Origin of the sequence: Rhizobium oryzicola, from assembly GCF_030504645.1 — a bacterium.
Taxonomy (GTDB): domain Bacteria; phylum Pseudomonadota; class Alphaproteobacteria; order Rhizobiales; family Rhizobiaceae; genus Neorhizobium; species Neorhizobium oryzicola.
Genome location: NZ_JAUKWQ010000001.1, coordinates 1,003,266 through 1,019,422 on the forward strand (window position 1 = coordinate 1,003,266; position 16,157 = coordinate 1,019,422).

Consider the following 16,157-nt stretch of genomic DNA (forward strand, 5'->3'; position numbering starts at 1 on the left):
CGGCTTAGGCCTCGGCAATGTCCTGAAATTTTTTTCTTGGCACCGCGGCAAATTCTTCATGGTGAAGAAATGCGATTTCGTCTTGATCGTAAAGTTGAGGCTGGTTAACTTCCCGCATCGAAGTTCTTCTGAACAATGGCAAGATGACCGTGAAAAGGCGATCACGATACTGGACTTGGCCGCGCGTCGCGATGATTGTCGCGCTGGTCCTTGTGGTTTGCAGCACGATCATCGCGAAGATGGAGCACGACGTCCGCTGGTGGCATCTGGCGCTTCTCGCCATCCTCGGTGTGAATGCGGTGCGCCTGCTCAACCCGCATGGCACCAAGCGCTGACGTCAGGCGTTCTGCTTCACCTCATCAATCAAGGCTGAGATCACATCCATTGCGTCCCGCCGATCGATTTCGTCCGAACGACCATCACTGAGCTTCAATAGCGCCTTCCACAAGGCCCAGCCGCGTGCCCGCGCCCACGTGTTTAGATCGAGACCAACGCGATCGCGGAAGATCTCCCGGCGTTCGCCCGCGAAGAATGTCCAGGCCATCATCAGGTCGCAGGCGGGATCGCCAACTCCTGAACAGCCGAAGTCGATCACCGCGGCCAGCTTGCCATTCCTGAGCAGTAGATTGCCGGGTGACACATCGCCATGCAGCCAGACCTGTGGCCGTTTCCATGACGATGCCAAGGCCATACCCCAGACGGAAAGCGCTCCGACGGGGTCGATGACACCTCCAAGCTTGGCAAGGCAAGTCTGCACTTCGCTGTCGTAAAAGCTAGGTGAGCCACCGCGAAAGAAATTATGCGTACCCGGAGGTGGGCCGTCTTCTGCCGGCACCCGATGCAGCGCGCGCAGAAAATCCGCAATCTCGGCGGCGAGCTGCCGCTTATCCGGTGCGTCCGGGGATGTGATCGTCTCTCCGGGAATGAAGCTCTGGATCGACCACGGAAAAGGATAGCCATGGCCCGGCTCGCCGACCGCAATCGGCTTCGGCAGCTCGTAAGGCAAATGTGCCTGCAGATGCGGCAGATAACGCCGCTCCTTTTCCACCTGCTGGATATACCGCACCGCCGTCGGCATGCGGATTTTCATCTCGCTGCCCAAGTGAAAGGTCGAATTATCCCAGCCATTGGCGGTCACCTGCCGGATCTCGAGATCGGCCCAATGGGGAAATTGATCAGCGATCAACTCTCGCACCAGCTCGCTATCAATGCTCAAACGGTCGTCGCTCATCAGGCGCCCTCTTTGATGGAAGGGAGCTTATAGCGGTACAGCCTAACCCATCAATGACAGTTCGGGTCGTTGGATGCCGCGTGCCCTCTTGCGCCACTTGTTCATCAGCTTGGCGAGATCCTTTGCGGAAAGCCCATAGGTTTCCGGAAGCGCCGAGGTGTGACCGATCAGGCGGGCATTGAGGGAATAGAGGCTGTTGTCGCCGCGCCTGATTTCGTCGAACACCACGAGCCGTGCCCCGGAGGCGTTGATCAGCACGGTCTCGAATTCGCTGACATCATTCCAGCAAACGAAGCGGCGGCGGCCGGGATAGCCATAGGCAAAACCGCTTTCCGTCAGTTCCAGATGCTGGCCAAGGATAAGGATGGGCAGAAGGGCCAGGCTGCACAGTCCGAAGAAGATGACACCCGCAACCAGCGCAAGCGTGGGGAAGAAGGACGGCTCTTCAGTCCGCAGCATCCACAGGCATAGACCGGTGAAGATCACCGAGCCCGTCAGCAGCAGGACGTGCTTCAGCCGATGGCTGCGCAGTGTGACGGGTGCGGGGAAGGTTTGCAGCAGGGGCTTTATGTCTGCTGTGTGGCGGTTAAACAGACCCGGAAACAGCTTTGCGAAGAACACCGCCGCACACATGCCGAACAGGAGAAGCGCCGGCCAGCCGCCTTCTGCTTCCGTCACAACCATGCCAAAGCCGATGAGCGTGAACAGAACGCTGATGCCCAGCATGACATATAGAAACGGACGGCTTTCCCAGAATGACGAACGCATGCACTTCCTCCAGCAGCGCAACTTCCGAACGGGCCGGATGTTTCGCTCGCGCCCTGATTTAAGGCAGAGGCTTTGCAGTTCAATGCTGATAAGGGGTCAGCAAACGTAACTTGGCGTTATCGGGCGGCTTACGGTTTCGCCTGGCTTTGCCAAGTACGAGGGTTGCGGCTCGTGTGGAAGATGGCGACGATGTAGGCAGCGTCGCGATATTGGCGGAAGATGACCAGATAGGGAAACCGCCGCAGCAAAGCTCGTCGCGTGTCACAATACCAAATCTCGATGCTAGAAACCGATTGCGTGGGACCGGAGGCCTTCATCCGACGCGAAGCATACCGGAGAGCGATGCTGTCGCATCGGTCGAGGATTGCGACAAAGTCGGTGAAGGACGTCCGGCCCATCCGAAGGACCGGGCGATTTTGTCTACCGGACGTCGTCGAAAATCCGCGCCGGACCGATAGGTCCGACTGTGGTTTTCTCCTAGCCGGAAACCAAAATCGTTCCGGCGCAATCGGTTCCTATCGTCGAGATTTGGTATAAGGCCCGCTTGGGAACTGGTGAGGGCTTTCGCTGATGCGCGAGAGGGTGGAGCGGATGGCTTGCCGAAATGCCTGCACCATCTCAGGTGCATAGGCCGCGTACCATCTCACCGCATCCTCATAATCGGCGCGCGCAGCAGGCGTAAACAGAACCTGCAAGTTTCAATTCCGGTCAAGTGCGCGCTCTATCTCTTCGAGCGTCACGGCCTCGGAAATGTCTGCTTCAAAAGTCGCCATCCGGCGCTCGAGTTCAGCTGTTTGCGCGGGCGTCAGGGGGACGTCCTGCGGATCAAGGCTGTCCCACAGTTGACCGATGAGATCGAGCCTTTCACGGGGAGACATACGGCTTATGTCGACTGTTGCCATGATCATACCTTGTGAAAACCCTAATCAGAATAGCAAGGCATCGTTCGGTTTTCAAAGCGTTACTACAAACGCTGCCACGGTCGCTTTGGGATCTCTTCCTATCTCAAATATCCAGCGTGTTTGGCTCCAGCAACAGGCGGGGGCCGTCGCCATGTGTGGAGAGTTGGTCGTCCGGGTTGTTGAGCGGGCAGTCGGACATGGAAAGACAGCCGCAGCCGATGCAGCCCGTCAGGCGGTCGCGCAACAAGGTCAGTTGCGTGATGCGGGCATTCAGCACGTCGCGCCAGCCGCTGGAGAGTCGCTCCCAATCCTTGGCATTCGGCGTTCGTTTTTCCGGCAGCGCGGCAAGCGCGTCCGCAATGTCCTGCAGCGTCAGGCCCGACGATTGTGCGACGCGGATGACAGCGATCCGCCGCAGCACGTCGCGCGTATAGCGTCGGTGGCCGGACCTTGTCCGCTGGCTGTGGATGAGGCCCTGTGCCTCGTAAAAATGCAGCGTCGAGACGGCAACGCCGCTGCGCCTTGCGGCTTCGCCCACCGTCAATTCCTTGGCCGCCATGGGAAATTCGTCCTTGACCTCAACTTCGCTTGAGGTTCTACAGGAGTTGGCTGTCGAAGAAAATGACATTGGAGAAAAAGACATGCCGCAGGAGACAGCCACGATGGATGCCCAAGGAAAAGCGGAGGCGGCCAAGGGGGGCTGGGCAGAACTGCTGCAAAAGCCCTATGGCGCTCGCCTCACGGCACTCTCCGCCGGTATCGGCCTGCACGCCTTCAATGAAATCGCCATTGCGCCCGTTATCCCCATGGCGCTCGATGCGCTTGCGGCACCGAATCTCTTGCCCTTCGTCTATGCATCCTTCTTTCTTCTGGTCATTACCGGCGGGCTGACGGCAGCACCCTTGCGGCGACGGATCGGAGCACGGGCGGGTCTGCTGCTGGCGGGTGCGCTCTATCTGGCGGCGGTGGCGACCCAATCGCTGGCCCCCAGCGCACCGGTTCTCTTGGTCGGGCGCGCATTGCAGGGGCTCTCCGATGGCTGGATCGTGGCGCTCTGCTACAGCCTGATCGCCGATCTGTTTCCGGCAAGGCTGGTGCCGCGCGTCTTCTCGGTGGAGGCGATCATCTGGGCGCTGGCCGCCGTTCTCGGGCCGCTGGCTGGCGGCTTCACGGCGGAGTGGGTGCATTGGCGGGCGGCGCTGGCCGTCAGCCTGCCATTCATCCTGCTTCTGTTCACGGTGCTGCCGATGGCGCTGCCCGCCGGGCAGAAGGGGCAGGCGGATACGCCCCAGAAACAGGGGCAGGGCAAGCGGCGTCTGCTGCCGCCCAAGCTGTTCGGCCTCTCCACCACGGCGGGGTGCGGTTCCTGGCTGCTGTTCCTGATGAGTGTCGCGCAGAGCGTCTCCGCCGTCTTCCTGGCTTATGGCCTCGGGCATATCTTCGGACTACCGGCCGCCGCCGCAGGGATGACGGTCGTTACCCTAGCACTGACCTGGAGCGTGGTTGCCATGCCGGTGGCGGGCCTGAAGAGCGTGGCCAGCAAGCGGCGCGCCGTGCGGTTCGGCCCGCTGTTTCAGGCGCTGGGCTGTGGGCTGATCGCGACAGGCTTCTACACCGGCCTGCTGCCTCTGGTCGTGGCCGGGCAGGTTTCGTCAGGCACGGCTTTTGGTATGCTCTGGGCGATTGCCAATCAGGCGATCATCGAGGATGCCGATCCCGAACACCGCATGACAACGGGCTCGCTGCTGCCCTCCATCGCCACCTGCGGCAGCGTGTTCGGCTCCAGCGTGATCGGTGGCCTGGCGTCATCGGCAGGGGTGATCGACCGCATGGCCGGCGGTGCCCCGCACTGGGAAGCACTGGCGCTCTGGGGCACTGCGGCCTGCATCTCCATTCTGGCGCTGATCGCCGCTCAGGGCATAAGGCCGAAGGCAACGGACTGATTACTTGGGCCCGACCAGGGCGAAATGCGCACCCTGCGGGTCGATCGCCTGCAGGATGACGCTATCACCCGGCACCTCCTGCGGGCCATGCACCACGCTGCCGCCTCTTGCTTGGATGGTCGCGAGCGCTGCCTCGACGGAGGGCACGCTGAAATAATTGCTCCAGCAGGCCACGGGCACCTGCGGCGGCCTCGTCATCATGCCGCCGACCGCCTCGCCCTGATGGGCAAAGATCAGGTATTTGCCCATCGGCCCCATGTCGAATTCATGATGCTTCACCCAGCCGAACATGGCGCCGTAGAAGCTGAGGGCTTCCTCGCCATTGCCCGCGTAAAGCTCATGCCAGCCGACAAGGCCTGGTGTTCCGGGGGCGACCTCCGGCGGCGGCGTGTCCATCGGGGCAGGCGTCATGATGCAGATGACAGCGCCATGCGGGTCGGCCACCACGGCAAAGCGCCCGATATCAGGAATATCCTGCGGCGGGCGTCGCACCGCGCCGCCCGCTTCCGCAAAGGCTTTCGCCGTCGCATCCACATCGTCGACCGCCACATAGCCGGTCCAGTTTGGCGGCATCTGGCCCGCCATCTCGGGCGGGATCACCATCATGCCGGCCACGCCCCGGTCCCGCTCCCCGACCTTGATGCCGAAGATGCCGTATTCGGCGCCTTCGACGCCGGGCATCGGCATGGAGCTTGCTTCCCAGCCAACGACGGCGGAATAGAAGGCACGCGCCGCCGCCATGTCCGTCGTCATGAGTTCGCACCAGATGAATTTGCCGTGGTATTGCGAGGGCATGGGATGTCCTTTCCGCCGGCCAGCGGCCGCGTTCTTGGTTATCAAGGAGTTTTATCAGGATGCGCTAACGGATCAGTGACAGCATGAGGCCGCTTGGGGCTTCTGCTCGTATTCGTCGTGCCGCTTCACGAAATGCATTGTGCCATTCTCGTTACGCCCGAGCGGCGCGCGGTCGAGGATCATCATCGTACCGATCAGCTCTTCCGCGCCGCGGGCATAGGTCGAATAGGTGTGAAACACCTCGCCCTGGTCGTTGCGATAGAAGCTGGAAAGACCCGGCAGCTCGTCATGCGCCTGGGCGGCAGGCGTTTCACGGAAATTGTAGGTCACCGGTCCGGCCGCCAGCTGCTCGCGGGTGAATGAAACACCGAAGTCGAAATTGAAGTCGCTGGCGAACGAGGACACCCAGGGGAAATGCCAGCCCATGCGGCGGCGATAGGCCTCGATCTTGGCAAGCGGCGCGCGTGATACCGCAGTCAGCGTGACGTCATGATGGTTGAGATGCACGATGGCACCATCCAGGTGGTCCGCCAGGAAAGAGCAGCCGGGACAGCCCGCCTCCCAATCCGGTCCCAGCATGAAGTGGTAGACCATCAACTGGCTGCGACCATCGAACAGTTCGGAAAGGCTCTTGGTGCCGGCGGGCGTCTCGAACTGGTAATCCTTGTCGATCTTGACCCAGGGCAGCGCCATGCGCTGGCGGGTCAGTTCGTCGCGAAGACGCGTGGCTTCCTTCTCCTTGGCCAGAAGCGCACGCCGCGCCTCCAGCCATTCCTCCCGCGAAACCACAGCATGTTCCATTGCACCCTCCCAAGTCGCCGGTCCATCTTGACAAAAAGGTTGATATCAACATAAATAAGCAATGTCAAATTTAAATGTGATTCCGTTTTCAACGACGATCCATGTTCGCGATACCTGCCTTTGTCTGCATGTGCAGCGGGCGGCCCGTGCTTTGGCGCGTAAATTCGATCAGGCCTTGCGCCCCTTGGGGCTGACCAACGGCCAGTTTTCCCTGCTGATGTCGCTGAACAGGCCTCAGCCTGCCACCATGGGCTCGGTTGCCTCGTTGCTGGATATGGATCGAACGACACTGACGGCAGCGCTGAAACCCTTGCAGCGGCGCGGGCTGGTGGAAAGCGCAGCGGACCCGAAGGACGCCAGAAGCCGCCTGCTGTCTTTGACAGACGAGGGAAGGAAGCTGCTTGCCGAGGCGCTGCCCATCTGGACCAGCACCCATGCGGAGGTGGATGCGATGCTGGGCGAGGGCGGTCCGGGGCGGTTAAGGGGCGATCTGGCGCAGATCAAGTGAGGGGGGCTTCAGGCTTTCGTGGCCCGAACTCATTCAAAGAGTTCGGCATGCGTCCCGGTTCTCACGAAAACAATCAGGTTTTTCTTGTCCTCAAGGGTGTAGATGAGAAGAAAATCCCCGCCTATGTGGCACTCTCGATGGTCGTCCCAATTGCCCTTGAGTTCGTGATCTCTGTATTCCGCAGGCAACGGCGCCTCATTTGCGATCAAAAGAAGCATGGCAGCTTTCAAGGCTCCCATGTCGTATCGCCCGGACCGCGACAGTCGCTCCCAGTCCTTCAGAAACTGCTTCGAGTAACTCGACATCCGTGGAAGCAAAGCCCGCTTTGTTGACGCGGGCCGTTTATCCTTTCTTGGCAACCTTACCGCCCTCAAGCGAAGAGAAAAGTTCGTCGGCGGTCTCGAATGTCTTGCCGTGGCCGGCCTTAATGGCGCGTGCCTCTTCCATTGCGGCGATCGTTTTGGCGTTGGGCCGGGTCAATTCGATCGGGAGAGCCTTGTCGTGGGCAATCCGAGTCATCACCATGCGGATCACATCCGATGGTGTGAGCCCAAGGCTATCCAGCACCAAAGTTGCACTTTCTTTCACCGAAGGCTCGATGCGGGCGCGTACATAGGCGTTTGCAGCCATTTGACGGCTCCTTCTTGCAAACTTTGTCAGCAATTAATGTAGCTCAAGTGAGCATCATTTTCAAGAATGACGTTATGCGCTGGGCGGGGGCGGCCGAAGCCGCCCCCGCGCATGTTCCTGGCAATCAGCCCTTCAGATCGAGCGCGCCGGAAAGGTCGCCCATCGGCTTTTCGTGATTGGCTTCCAGCGCCTTGTCGCGGGTGATGATGCCGGGCAGAACCGGCAGGTCATAGCGGGCGGTGATGAAGCGGATGATCGAGGTCGTGTCATACTGGGTATGGTCGATCGTGCCCTTCTTGGCGAAGGGCGAGGCGATGATGGCCGGCAGGCGGTTGCCCGGACCCCAGCGATCAGCCTTCGGCGGTGCGACGTGATCCCAGAAGCCGCCGTTTTCGTCATAGGTGACGACGACGAGCATGTGATCCCATTGCGGGCTCTTTTCCAGATGCGCAACGATATCCGCCAGATGCTGGTCGCCGCTGGCCACATCCGCATAACCGGCATGTTCGTTCAGGCTGCCCTGCGGCTTGTAAAAGGTCACCGCCGGCAGCTTGCCCGCATCGATATCCTTCAGGAAGGCTTCGCCGCCAAGGCCGCCGTCGCGCAGATGCTCTGCGCGGGCTGGCGTGCCCGGCGCGTAGTTGGCAAAATAGTTGAAGGGCTGGTGGTGGAACTGGAAGTTCGGCACCGGCGTCGCATTCTTGCCGGAAAGCGTGGCTTCCCAGGCGCCCGCATACCAGGCCCAGCTGATGCCCTTGGCGGACAAGAGATCGCCGATCGTCAGGTCATGCTGCGGCGGCAGCGTGGTCGGCTTCGAAGGGTCCGCATAGGCCTTGTCGCCATCGGCGGCCGGCGGGTTGGAACTCGGCTGATAGGGCGGCTGCATGGTGTTGACGGCGTAGAAATCCGGCGTCAGGTTGCCATCGCGCACGAATTTCGGCGCGCCCTTGATGGCGGAGGCCGGCGAATTGTCGGCCACCTTCAGCGTCTTGCCGTCGGCTTCCACCACGGAGATGGAATCCTTGGCCGGGCTCTTGTCGGCGTTCGGGTAATAGGGCGCGCAGGCGCAGACCAGCTCGAAATGGTTGAAGAAGGAGCCGCCGAAACCGGCCTGGAAGAAGTTGTCGGCCAGCACGTATTTCTTGGCGACATTCCACATCGGCAGGCTGGAGCCGTCGTAGCGGCCCATGACAAGACCTCCGGAATCCGCCCAGGCGGCGAACATGTCGTTCTTGCCGTCATGGATCTGCATCTGCTCTTCGTAAAAGCGGTGCCACAGGTCGCGGGTCACCACGTTCATCGGTTGGGCAAAGCCCTTGGCGTCATCGATCTGGAACAGCGCGTTCTGCAAATGCTCCGTCTGCGCCTGGGTCACAGCAGGCGTGACGCCCTTGCCGGTCAGGCCTTCCCAGACGGGCGGCAGTTCGGTCATCGGCTTGCCGTCGCGGTCCAGCTGGCGGCTTGCATCGGCGGCGAGGGTGGCCACGCCGTTGGCGCCGGGAAAGGTGCCGTAGAGATTATCAAAGCTGCGGTTTTCAGCATAGATCACCACGACGGTGTCGATCTTGTCATAGCCGGCAGGGGCGGCATGGGCGACCGGCGCAAGCGTAGAGATTGCAACGCCGGCCATAAGACAGCGAGTAAGAGTATAACGTATCATGGATGTCCCCTCGAAAGATGGAGCCGGCGCATAACCGCATGCGTCGGAAAGGGCGCTCACTCTTGCGATATCTAGGAAAGCACCCTCGCGCAGTATGGCATAAGGATTTCGCCTGTCAGCTTCATGACAGCTTTCCTTCACAAAACTGTGTTGTTGAGAGGCCGGGCGCTGTCATCGGAATGTTGCGGGGTGTGCTCAAGAAAGAGCAGATTGACCCGAGACTCTTCATTGCCGGACCCGTGCCCTCTCATGTTGACGAAACGCTTTGCCCGTACCCTTTGCCTCTCCGCAATCGTCTTTTCCGCCACGCTCAGCATCGGCGCCGTCGCCGTGGTTCGGCAGGGCCAGGCGGCAGCGCCTGCTTTTCCCGTCGGCCTGCATCCGGGGCCGATGAGCCGGCCGGAAGCCTTTGCGCGCGCGGAGGCGCTGGCAGCATTGGGCAAAAAGATGTTTTCCGATCCCTCGCTGTCGGCTTCGGGGCAGGAGGGATGTTCCACCTGTCACGAGCCTGCCCGCGGTTTCGGTTACGGCAGGATCGATCCTGTCGTGATGGGCGGGCCTGCCATGGACCAGCCGGGCGTGCGCGCCGTGCCCAGCCTGCGTTACCTGCAGGCCACGCCGCAATTCACCGAGCATTATTTCGAATCCGAAGACGAGGCGGATGAGAGCATCGACAACGGCCCGACCGGCGGCCTCACCTGGGATGGGCGTGTGGATGGCGGCGCGGAGCAGGCCAAGATCCCGCTGCTGGCCCCGAACGAGATGGCGAACCGCGATGCCGGTGATGTGGCGAAGTCGCTTGCCGCTGCCAGTTACGCCAGCGAATTCAAGGCGGTGTTCGGTTCAGACATCTTTGAAAAGCCGGAGGATGCGCTGGAGGCGGCGGTGAAGTCGCTCGCCGCCTTCGAGCAGACGCCGGACCTCTTCTATCCCTATTCCAGCCGCTATGACGCCTATCTGGCCGGCAAGGCGGAGCTGACCGCCCAGGAGAAGCATGGGCTGGAACTGTTCCAGGACGAGAAGAAGGGCAACTGTTCGAGCTGTCATATCAGCGAGCGCGCCAATGACGGTTCGCCGCCGCAGTTTTCCGATTTCGGCATGCTGGGGCTGGCCGTACCGCGCAACCCGGCAATCCCCGCCAATGCCGATCCGGCCTATCACGATCTCGGCCTTTGCGGTCCTTACCGGACGGATTTCAAGGATCGGCCGGACTACTGCGGCCTGTTCCGCACGCCGACGCTGCGCAATGTGGCATTGAAGAAAAGCTTCTTCCACAATGGCGTCTTCCATGATCTCCGCGATGCTGTCGCCTTCTACGCCACCCGCGATACCGATCCCGGCCATTGGTACTCGAAGAATGCCGATGGCAGCGTGAACCAGTATGACGACCTGCCGAAGGAATATTGGGCGAACCTCAACCAGGATGCGCCCTTCGGCAAGAAGCCGGGCGATACACCGGCGCTCACTGATGCCGAGATTGACGATATCGTGGCGTTTCTCAAAACGCTCACCGATGCGGATCTGGTGGGTGTCGCGGAGGCGCGGTGAGGCAGTTTTGAAGGCCTGCGTCCAACCAGACTGGCCGGAATTGTTCACCACTCCCAAACACCCCCCTCTGCCCTGCCGGGCATCTCCCCCACACGGGGGGAGATCAGCAGAACGGTTGCCCGCTCGCCCTGTCATGACCGTTCAACGTGGAATACCCAGGCGCTGAGGACCGATGGGGAACGAGACGGCGCTGCAACTGATCTCCCCCCGTGTGGGGGAGATGGCCGGCAGGCCAGAGGGGGGTGAAGTTGATCCTCCGCGATAGACGGGCCAACAACGCCTTCACCGCACCCGCCCGAGCACCGCCAAGATGTGAAGACAGACATTATCGAGATCCTTCAGCACGTCCTCATTCTGGAAGCGGATCACCGTCCAGCCATCGGCCTCAAGACGCGCAGTTCTCACTGCGTCATAGCGGCGTACTTGGTCTTCTGTATGCTGGCTGCCGTCTAGTTCCACAACGAGCCGCTCCTCGGGGCAGGCAAAATCAACGATGTATCCGGCAATGGGGACCTGCCTCCTGAACCCGAGACCCATCAGCCGATGAGCGCGAACAGCGTTCCACAGTTTCAGTTCGGCATCGGTCATCGCCTTGCGCATGCGTTTTGCGTTTGCGCGCCGTTGCGGTGGTATGGGTGTGTGCGGCATGAAGCGCGAAGGATCGGGGTTGGCGATCCCATCAACATGATCGCCCTCTGGTTGTCATGCAAGAGGATGCAGTTGATTTGACGTCCACCCCCCCTCTGCCCTGCCTCTGTTGGTCGAGCCACGGGTCTCGCCCCGTCCTTCGGACCCCGCCACACGGTGGGAGATCAGTTGCCGCACCGTCTCGTTCCCCATCGGTCCTCAGGGGCTTCCGCGTACAACGGTCATGGCAGGGCGAGCGGGCAGCCGTTCTGCTGATCTCCCCCCTTGTGGGGGAGATGGCCGGCAGGGCAGAGGGGGTGTTTCATTCCGAAAAATCGGAAGAGCGGGTAAGCGCCTGCGGACTTTCTATCCAAACCTTGCCGCAATCCGCGGATCTCCCTGAAAATCCGCCAGCGCAAAGCCCAGCCGCTGGCGTGGGTAATCACACAGCGCCTGCACATGGCTGGTGGAGAGATGGATGCGCCAGCTGCGGCGCTCCACCGGCTCCTTCAGCGCGAAGGCGGTTGCCGAAAGCATTGCCAGGCTCTTGCCACCCGCGGGGTCGCGCACCGATCGGTAGAGAATGGCCTCTATGCCGGCGAGACGTGCCGCATCGGCCAGGTCCTGGCATGCGGCATATCGGGTCGGGTGCTCCCAGGCGTCGCGGTCACGGGCAAGCGGCGGCTCGGTCAGGTCCAGCGAGTGCGCGGTCGCGATGCGCGCCGAAAAAGCGGTGTACTCCGCCGGGTTGGCGGGCAGCGGCGTTGCGGGCGATTCCACATAGAAGAGCAATCGGTAGAATGCCATTTCCGCAACCGCGGTCGATATCTCAGCGGCCGCATAATAGACGCCGAGCGTGCGCCCGGCGCGCCGAAACCGGGAGCCATGCGGATAGACCGCGCCATAGCGGAAGGGCGTTGCCAGCAGATAATCCAGCCCTTGCGCTTCCGGTGGCAGTGTCGGTTTCGTGCCCTCCAGCAGCTGTTCCAGCAGCGCCTGCTCCTCGGCGCTGTCGACCAGCTTCATGGTCGAGACCTGGTGCTGCGCCTCGACCAGCCGCCAGAAGTCGCCCTTCAGAGGCCGCGCCTCAGACGAGAGCGCGTCGGGCGTCCAGATAGGAGAGGACATCGATCAGGCCTGTGATGGTGGAAATCTTGTCGAGCGGTCTGGCGCCCAGCGCCGTATTGTCGTTCTGCATCCACAGCCGCGCCACATGGCTGTCGCCGCCAGTGATGGCATCGAGAGATCGGAACAGGCGGATCAGCAGCAGAGCCAGTTCAAAGGCCTTGTCGCCCGGTTGCAGGACGAGTTCGGCCTTCTTCAGGCGGCTGACAGAGGCTTCCGAAAGGCCAAGCACATCGCCCAGCCTGCGGCCATTCAGGCCCAGCTGTTCCGCCGCGTTCACAACCGCCTTGGCAACAACGGCCCCTTCGGAGACGGAGCGGGGGGATGAAAGCGCGAGCGATGACATGGCGAAGTTCCTTTCTTGAGAAAGAAAATAGCAGTTCATCTCTCAAATGCAAGAAGAGCCGCACGAGGCGGCTCTCCTGAAGGCGAATATCGTGTCGGATTACTCAACCGTGACCGGAACTTCGGTCGAGGTGCGCATCGCGTGGCTGTAGGGGCAGACGATGTGGGCCTTGGCCACAAGATCTTCCGCAACGGCGCGGTCGATGCCGGGCAGGCTGACAGAGAGCGAAACTTCGATGCCGAAGCCGCCGCCATCTTCACGCGGGCCAATGCCAACAGTCGCCGTGACCTTGGCATCATCGGGCACCTTCACCTTGGCCTGGCCGGCGACGAACTTCAGCGCGCCGAGGAAGCAGGCGGAGTAACCGACGGAAAACAGCTGCTCCGGGTTGGTGCCGGTGGCGCCATCGCCGCCCAGTTCCTTCGGAACCGTCAGCGTGACATCGAGAACGCCGTTTTCGGAAGCGCCGTGGCCGGCACGACCGCCGGTGGCGGAACCTTTGGTGGTGTAGAGAATAGGCATGTGCGTCTCCTTAGGTTTGAAACTCGGGTGTAAATATTGTGTGCAATTGTGTTGCGCACTATCTAATTAGGCACATTGCAGTTGATCGTCAAGACTGCGACAATGGAAAAACTAGAGCGCCGATGTGATATCTCAATGAAGGTGTCGGACAAGCGCCGCCGAGGATAGATGATGAGCAAGACCGAGAAGATCAGGATGGGTGAGGATATCAAGCTGAACCAGATGGTGTGCTTCGCACTCTATGGCGCCTCGCATGCTTTTTCCCGCGCCTATAAGCCACTGCTCGACCCGCTGGGTCTAACCTATCCGCAGTATCTGGTGATGATCAGCCTCTGGGAAAAGGATGGCCAGCCGGTCAAGGCGCTGGGGGAGGCGCTGGGGCTGGATTCCGGAACGCTGTCGCCCCTTCTGAAACGGCTGGAGCAGGCGGGGCTGGTGTCGCGCGTGCGCAGCAAGCAGGATGAGCGGCAGGTCAATATTACGCTGACGGACAGGGGTCGGCAGATGCAGGAGGAGACGGCGGGCGTGGCTACCGCCATCGGCCAGGCCACCGGCTGCACGATTGCGGAACTGGAAAGCCTGCGCGAACGGCTTCGGCTATTGGAAGCCAACCTGCTGAAGGGTGACGGCGGCGAGGGGCGAGCGGCCTGACGGGAACACACAAGATTATGACACCCGCTCCACTCTTGTCAGCGCTGCTTTGGAAAGGTATCGCGTCGGTTAACGGTCAATCGAGACATATCTGATGCTGCGTAATCTCTATGCCTGGACCATGGCGCTTGCCGCCCGCAAGGCTGCCGCCTGGTGGCTGGCCACCATCGCCTTCGTGGAAAGCTCGTTCTTCCTGGTGCCGGCGGATGTGCTTTTTCTGCCCATGGTACTGGCCAAGCCCAAGCGCGCCTATTGGTATGCGACGATTGCGACCGTCGCTTCCGTCCTCGGTGGCATTCTGGGCTGGGCCATCGGCCGTTACGCCTTTCAGGCGATCGCTGAACCGGTGCTGGCCTTCTACGGCAAGCTCGACACGTTCAACGAACTGTCGAAATCGATCGATTACGAAACCATCCTGCTGCTTCTGGTCACGTCGGGCCTGGCGCATCTGCCGCCGATCAAGGTGGTGACGATCCTGTCCGGCGTGGCCAATGTCGATCTGACGCTCTTCATCCTATCGGCGGTGGTGGCGCGTGGCGCGCGCTTCTATGCGCTGGCCTTCCTACTGCAGCGTTATGGCGAGGATATCAGCCACTTCATCGAGAAGCGCCTGGGGCTGATCACTATAGTTGTCGCTGCGGTGGTGATCATTGGATATGTGGCCTACAAGCTGCTGCATTAGCCCGAAACGCCCCAACCGAACCTGATCGGCCGAGGCCGACAAAATTTACCATTCCTCCAATCGATTGCCCTGCGGACAACCAGTCAGCAGTAAAACTCTTTCGTGTTTATCAACTTTGTTGTAGCGTCAAAGTTCTACCGCAGGCGTCTCGGGGAAGTCATGAAGTCGGTTCTCGTTGCTTTCTTTTTCTGGCTTTTTGTCTTCATTGGCATTTGCGGCGTACACCGGTTCTATACGGGACGTCGCCGCACTGGCCTTTTGTGGTTGTTGACATTTGGCCTTTGCGGGATCGGTCAGATCATTGATCTGTTCCGACTGATACCGATGGTGCGCAAGGCCAATCTGCTGCGTGAGATTTCCTCTGCCTGGGAAAATGTCCATCCGGTCGAAAGCCATCGCTTTAAGATACCGAAACGGAGCAACCGGATTGCGCTGTTAAGCAGCGTGGTGGCATGATAGGGCGCGCTGATCAGCGCGCCGGAACCGACTTCAGATAGGCTGCAATGGCCTGCAGGTCGCCTTTCGGCAGATGGGCGATGTTCTTCTGTACGTCGACCATGCTTCCACCGACGCTGTCGAAATCCGGTGTGAAGCCGCTTTCGAGATAGTTGGCGATATCATCCTCGCTCCAGCTGCCCACCTTCTTGGAACCGGGCGTGATGTTGGGAATGCTGCCCTTGCCTTCCGGGTCCGGGCCGCCCGCCAGCCACTTGTCCTTCTGGAAGCCGCCCAATGCATCGCGGGGCGTGTGGCATTCGCCGCAATGGCCGGGGCCTTCCACCAGATACTGCCCGCGCTTCACCTTCTCGTCTGCAGAGCCCAGCTGCACGCGCGGCGCATCCGTCAGGTACAGCATTTTCCAGCCCCCAAGCGCGATGCGCATGTTGAAGGGGAAGGACAATTCGTGTGGCAGGGCCACATTGCTGCTGGGCGGTAGGGTTTTGAGATAACTGTAGAGGTCGTTGATGTCCTTCGGCGTCAGCCGCGCATAGGATCCATAGGGGAAGGACGGATAAAGGTGTTCGCCGTCATCGCCCACGCCGCGCGTCATGGCATCGCCAAACTGCGCCAGCGTCCAACCGCCGATGCCGGCGTGCTTGTCCGGTGAGATATTGGGTACATGGAACGTGCCGAACGGCGTTTTCAACGCCCGCCCGCCCGACATGATCTTCAGCGCGTCACCCTCGGCACTCGGGTCTGCATGACAGCTGACGCATCCGCCCGCCCAGAACACCTTCTCGCCATTGGCCAGATCCGGCGCCCCCAGATTGGCCCAGTGATCTGCCGGTTGGCGCTGCGGTTTTGTCACCGCGATCCCGACCGCAACACCTGCGACCGCGATGGCAACGACGCCCGCTGCAAGCTTGGTCCATGTGCGTGCCATTGATAACTCCCCCGCCGATCAACAGAAACGCCGC

The 16,157-nt window shown here is 61.0% G+C and carries 22 protein-coding genes; 7 read left to right on the forward strand and 15 right to left on the reverse strand.

The genetic code is table 11. From position 1 onward, the window contains the following. Positions 1 to 143: 143 nt before the first annotated feature. Positions 144 to 335, forward strand: coding sequence for a hypothetical protein (locus Q2T52_RS04880; RefSeq protein WP_302075532.1), 192 nt, complete (start codon positions 144 to 146; stop codon positions 333 to 335). A 2-nt stretch (positions 336 to 337) separates the two neighbouring features. On the opposite strand, the gene Q2T52_RS04885 is transcribed toward Q2T52_RS04880, so the two are convergent. The 5 genes from Q2T52_RS04885 to soxR form a co-directional block, all read right to left on the reverse strand. Continuing rightward, entirely contained in the window at positions 338 to 1,231 is an 894-nt protein-coding gene (locus tag Q2T52_RS04885) for an aminoglycoside phosphotransferase family protein (protein WP_302075533.1), read from the reverse strand. 42 nt (positions 1,232 to 1,273) lie between these two features. Then, positions 1,274 to 1,999: a hypothetical protein gene (locus tag Q2T52_RS04890; protein ID WP_302075534.1), complete on the reverse strand. Its 726-nt coding sequence runs from the start codon at positions 1,997 to 1,999 to the stop codon at positions 1,274 to 1,276. A 515-nt stretch (positions 2,000 to 2,514) separates the two neighbouring features. Continuing rightward, positions 2,515 to 2,694 carry a type II toxin-antitoxin system RelE/ParE family toxin gene (locus Q2T52_RS26800; protein WP_367187277.1) on the reverse strand — a complete coding sequence of 60 codons (180 nt, stop codon included), beginning with the start codon at positions 2,692 to 2,694 and terminating at the stop codon, positions 2,515 to 2,517. Between the two features lie 3 nt (positions 2,695 to 2,697). Then, entirely contained in the window at positions 2,698 to 2,901 is a 204-nt protein-coding gene (locus Q2T52_RS04895) for an addiction module protein (protein WP_302075535.1), read from the reverse strand. 103 nt (positions 2,902 to 3,004) lie between these two features. After that, on the reverse strand, positions 3,005 to 3,460 hold the full coding sequence (gene soxR / locus Q2T52_RS04900; RefSeq protein ID WP_302075536.1) for a redox-sensitive transcriptional activator SoxR: 456 nt from the start codon (positions 3,458 to 3,460) through the stop codon (positions 3,005 to 3,007). Positions 3,461 to 3,542: 82 nt separating this feature from the next. On the opposite strand from soxR, the gene Q2T52_RS04905 reads away from it, so the two are divergent. Continuing rightward, entirely contained in the window at positions 3,543 to 4,844 is a 1,302-nt protein-coding gene (locus Q2T52_RS04905) for an MFS transporter (protein ID WP_302075537.1), read from the forward strand. On the opposite strand, the gene Q2T52_RS04910 is transcribed toward Q2T52_RS04905, so the two are convergent. Both Q2T52_RS04910 and Q2T52_RS04915 read right to left on the reverse strand, forming a co-directional pair. Next, positions 4,845 to 5,639, reverse strand: a complete 795-nt coding sequence (locus Q2T52_RS04910) for a VOC family protein (protein ID WP_302075538.1) — start codon at positions 5,637 to 5,639, stop codon at positions 4,845 to 4,847. A 72-nt stretch (positions 5,640 to 5,711) separates the two neighbouring features. Then, entirely contained in the window at positions 5,712 to 6,440 is a 729-nt protein-coding gene (locus Q2T52_RS04915) for a DUF899 domain-containing protein (RefSeq protein WP_302075539.1), read from the reverse strand. Between the two features lie 61 nt (positions 6,441 to 6,501). On the opposite strand from Q2T52_RS04915, the gene Q2T52_RS04920 reads away from it, so the two are divergent. Next, a complete protein-coding gene (locus Q2T52_RS04920; RefSeq protein WP_302075540.1) occupies positions 6,502 to 6,948 on the forward strand; it encodes a MarR family winged helix-turn-helix transcriptional regulator in 447 nt (148 codons plus the stop codon). A 29-nt stretch (positions 6,949 to 6,977) separates the two neighbouring features. Here the strand turns inward: Q2T52_RS04920 and Q2T52_RS04925 are convergent, their stop codons facing one another. The 3 genes from Q2T52_RS04925 to Q2T52_RS04935 all read right to left on the reverse strand — a co-directional run bounded on the left by Q2T52_RS04925 (position 6,978) and on the right by Q2T52_RS04935 (position 9,238). Beyond that, positions 6,978 to 7,253 carry a type II toxin-antitoxin system YafQ family toxin gene (locus tag Q2T52_RS04925; protein ID WP_302076039.1) on the reverse strand — a complete coding sequence of 92 codons (276 nt, stop codon included), beginning with the start codon at positions 7,251 to 7,253 and terminating at the stop codon, positions 6,978 to 6,980. A gap of 37 nt (positions 7,254 to 7,290) precedes the next feature. Next, on the reverse strand, positions 7,291 to 7,578 hold the full coding sequence (locus Q2T52_RS04930; protein ID WP_302075541.1) for a type II toxin-antitoxin system RelB/DinJ family antitoxin: 288 nt from the start codon (positions 7,576 to 7,578) through the stop codon (positions 7,291 to 7,293). A gap of 124 nt (positions 7,579 to 7,702) precedes the next feature. Beyond that, the gene (locus tag Q2T52_RS04935; RefSeq protein WP_302075542.1) at positions 7,703 to 9,238 is read right to left on the reverse strand and encodes an acid phosphatase; all 1,536 of its coding nucleotides are present in this window, start codon (positions 9,236 to 9,238) and stop codon (positions 7,703 to 7,705) included. A 249-nt stretch (positions 9,239 to 9,487) separates the two neighbouring features. On the opposite strand from Q2T52_RS04935, the gene Q2T52_RS04940 reads away from it, so the two are divergent. After that, positions 9,488 to 10,786, forward strand: coding sequence for a cytochrome-c peroxidase (locus Q2T52_RS04940; RefSeq protein ID WP_302075543.1), 1,299 nt, complete (start codon positions 9,488 to 9,490; stop codon positions 10,784 to 10,786). Positions 10,787 to 11,068: 282 nt separating this feature from the next. Here Q2T52_RS04940 and Q2T52_RS04945 read toward each other — a convergent pair whose 3' ends face one another. The 4 genes from Q2T52_RS04945 to Q2T52_RS04960 form a co-directional block, all read right to left on the reverse strand. Further along, complete coding sequence (locus Q2T52_RS04945; RefSeq protein WP_302075544.1) at positions 11,069 to 11,434, reverse strand: endonuclease domain-containing protein; 366 nt, start codon at positions 11,432 to 11,434, stop codon at positions 11,069 to 11,071. Positions 11,435 to 11,779: 345 nt separating this feature from the next. Then, positions 11,780 to 12,541, reverse strand: coding sequence for an RES family NAD+ phosphorylase (locus Q2T52_RS04950; protein ID WP_302075545.1), 762 nt, complete (start codon positions 12,539 to 12,541; stop codon positions 11,780 to 11,782). Continuing rightward, positions 12,501 to 12,884 carry an MbcA/ParS/Xre antitoxin family protein gene (locus tag Q2T52_RS04955; RefSeq protein WP_302075546.1) on the reverse strand — a complete coding sequence of 128 codons (384 nt, stop codon included), beginning with the start codon at positions 12,882 to 12,884 and terminating at the stop codon, positions 12,501 to 12,503. Before Q2T52_RS04955 ends, Q2T52_RS04950 begins: the two co-directional genes overlap by 41 nt. A 99-nt stretch (positions 12,885 to 12,983) precedes the next feature. Beyond that, entirely contained in the window at positions 12,984 to 13,406 is a 423-nt protein-coding gene (locus Q2T52_RS04960) for an organic hydroperoxide resistance protein (protein ID WP_302075547.1), read from the reverse strand. A 168-nt stretch (positions 13,407 to 13,574) separates the two neighbouring features. Here Q2T52_RS04960 and Q2T52_RS04965 point away from each other — a divergent pair, with 168 nt between their 5' ends. The 3 genes from Q2T52_RS04965 (at position 13,575) to Q2T52_RS04975 (ending at position 15,195) form a co-directional block, all read left to right on the forward strand. Next, complete coding sequence (locus Q2T52_RS04965) at positions 13,575 to 14,057, forward strand: MarR family winged helix-turn-helix transcriptional regulator (protein WP_302075548.1); 483 nt, start codon at positions 13,575 to 13,577, stop codon at positions 14,055 to 14,057. A 94-nt stretch (positions 14,058 to 14,151) separates the two neighbouring features. Continuing rightward, positions 14,152 to 14,739 carry a YqaA family protein gene (locus Q2T52_RS04970; protein WP_302075549.1) on the forward strand — a complete coding sequence of 196 codons (588 nt, stop codon included), beginning with the start codon at positions 14,152 to 14,154 and terminating at the stop codon, positions 14,737 to 14,739. A gap of 159 nt (positions 14,740 to 14,898) precedes the next feature. Then, the gene (locus Q2T52_RS04975; protein ID WP_302075550.1) at positions 14,899 to 15,195 is read left to right on the forward strand and encodes a TM2 domain-containing protein; all 297 of its coding nucleotides are present in this window, start codon (positions 14,899 to 14,901) and stop codon (positions 15,193 to 15,195) included. Positions 15,196 to 15,208: 13 nt separating this feature from the next. Here Q2T52_RS04975 and Q2T52_RS04980 read toward each other — a convergent pair whose 3' ends face one another. Further along, positions 15,209 to 16,123, reverse strand: coding sequence for a cytochrome c (locus tag Q2T52_RS04980; protein ID WP_302075551.1), 915 nt, complete (start codon positions 16,121 to 16,123; stop codon positions 15,209 to 15,211). Positions 16,124 to 16,157: the final 34 nt, after the last annotated feature.

What these genes read in the sequence shown, in the direction of transcription:
- Q2T52_RS04880 (WP_302075532.1), top strand. Translation starts at nt 144, where the DNA reads ATGACCGTGAAAAGGCGATCACGATACTGGACTTGGCCGCGCGTCGCG.
- Q2T52_RS04885 (WP_302075533.1), bottom strand. Translation starts at nt 1,231, where the DNA reads ATGAGCGACGACCGTTTGAGCATTGATAGCGAGCTGGTGCGAGAGTTG.
- Q2T52_RS04890 (WP_302075534.1), bottom strand. Translation starts at nt 1,999, where the DNA reads ATGCGTTCGTCATTCTGGGAAAGCCGTCCGTTTCTATATGTCATGCTG.
- Q2T52_RS04895 (WP_302075535.1), bottom strand. Translation starts at nt 2,901, where the DNA reads ATGGCAACAGTCGACATAAGCCGTATGTCTCCCCGTGAAAGGCTCGAT.
- soxR (WP_302075536.1), bottom strand. Translation starts at nt 3,460, where the DNA reads ATGGCGGCCAAGGAATTGACGGTGGGCGAAGCCGCAAGGCGCAGCGGC.
- Q2T52_RS04905 (WP_302075537.1), top strand. Translation starts at nt 3,543, where the DNA reads ATGCCGCAGGAGACAGCCACGATGGATGCCCAAGGAAAAGCGGAGGCG.
- Q2T52_RS04910 (WP_302075538.1), bottom strand. Translation starts at nt 5,639, where the DNA reads ATGCCCTCGCAATACCACGGCAAATTCATCTGGTGCGAACTCATGACG.
- Q2T52_RS04915 (WP_302075539.1), bottom strand. Translation starts at nt 6,440, where the DNA reads ATGGAACATGCTGTGGTTTCGCGGGAGGAATGGCTGGAGGCGCGGCGT.
- Q2T52_RS04920 (WP_302075540.1), top strand. Translation starts at nt 6,502, where the DNA reads ATGTCAAATTTAAATGTGATTCCGTTTTCAACGACGATCCATGTTCGC.
- Q2T52_RS04925 (WP_302076039.1), bottom strand. Translation starts at nt 7,253, where the DNA reads ATGTCGAGTTACTCGAAGCAGTTTCTGAAGGACTGGGAGCGACTGTCG.
- Q2T52_RS04930 (WP_302075541.1), bottom strand. Translation starts at nt 7,578, where the DNA reads ATGGCTGCAAACGCCTATGTACGCGCCCGCATCGAGCCTTCGGTGAAA.
- Q2T52_RS04935 (WP_302075542.1), bottom strand. Translation starts at nt 9,238, where the DNA reads ATGATACGTTATACTCTTACTCGCTGTCTTATGGCCGGCGTTGCAATC.
- Q2T52_RS04940 (WP_302075543.1), top strand. Translation starts at nt 9,488, where the DNA reads ATGTTGACGAAACGCTTTGCCCGTACCCTTTGCCTCTCCGCAATCGTC.
- Q2T52_RS04945 (WP_302075544.1), bottom strand. Translation starts at nt 11,434, where the DNA reads ATGCCGCACACACCCATACCACCGCAACGGCGCGCAAACGCAAAACGC.
- Q2T52_RS04950 (WP_302075545.1), bottom strand. Translation starts at nt 12,541, where the DNA reads ATGTCCTCTCCTATCTGGACGCCCGACGCGCTCTCGTCTGAGGCGCGG.
- Q2T52_RS04955 (WP_302075546.1), bottom strand. Translation starts at nt 12,884, where the DNA reads ATGTCATCGCTCGCGCTTTCATCCCCCCGCTCCGTCTCCGAAGGGGCC.
- Q2T52_RS04960 (WP_302075547.1), bottom strand. Translation starts at nt 13,406, where the DNA reads ATGCCTATTCTCTACACCACCAAAGGTTCCGCCACCGGCGGTCGTGCC.
- Q2T52_RS04965 (WP_302075548.1), top strand. Translation starts at nt 13,575, where the DNA reads ATGATGAGCAAGACCGAGAAGATCAGGATGGGTGAGGATATCAAGCTG.
- Q2T52_RS04970 (WP_302075549.1), top strand. Translation starts at nt 14,152, where the DNA reads ATGCTGCGTAATCTCTATGCCTGGACCATGGCGCTTGCCGCCCGCAAG.
- Q2T52_RS04975 (WP_302075550.1), top strand. Translation starts at nt 14,899, where the DNA reads ATGAAGTCGGTTCTCGTTGCTTTCTTTTTCTGGCTTTTTGTCTTCATT.
- Q2T52_RS04980 (WP_302075551.1), bottom strand. Translation starts at nt 16,123, where the DNA reads ATGGCACGCACATGGACCAAGCTTGCAGCGGGCGTCGTTGCCATCGCG.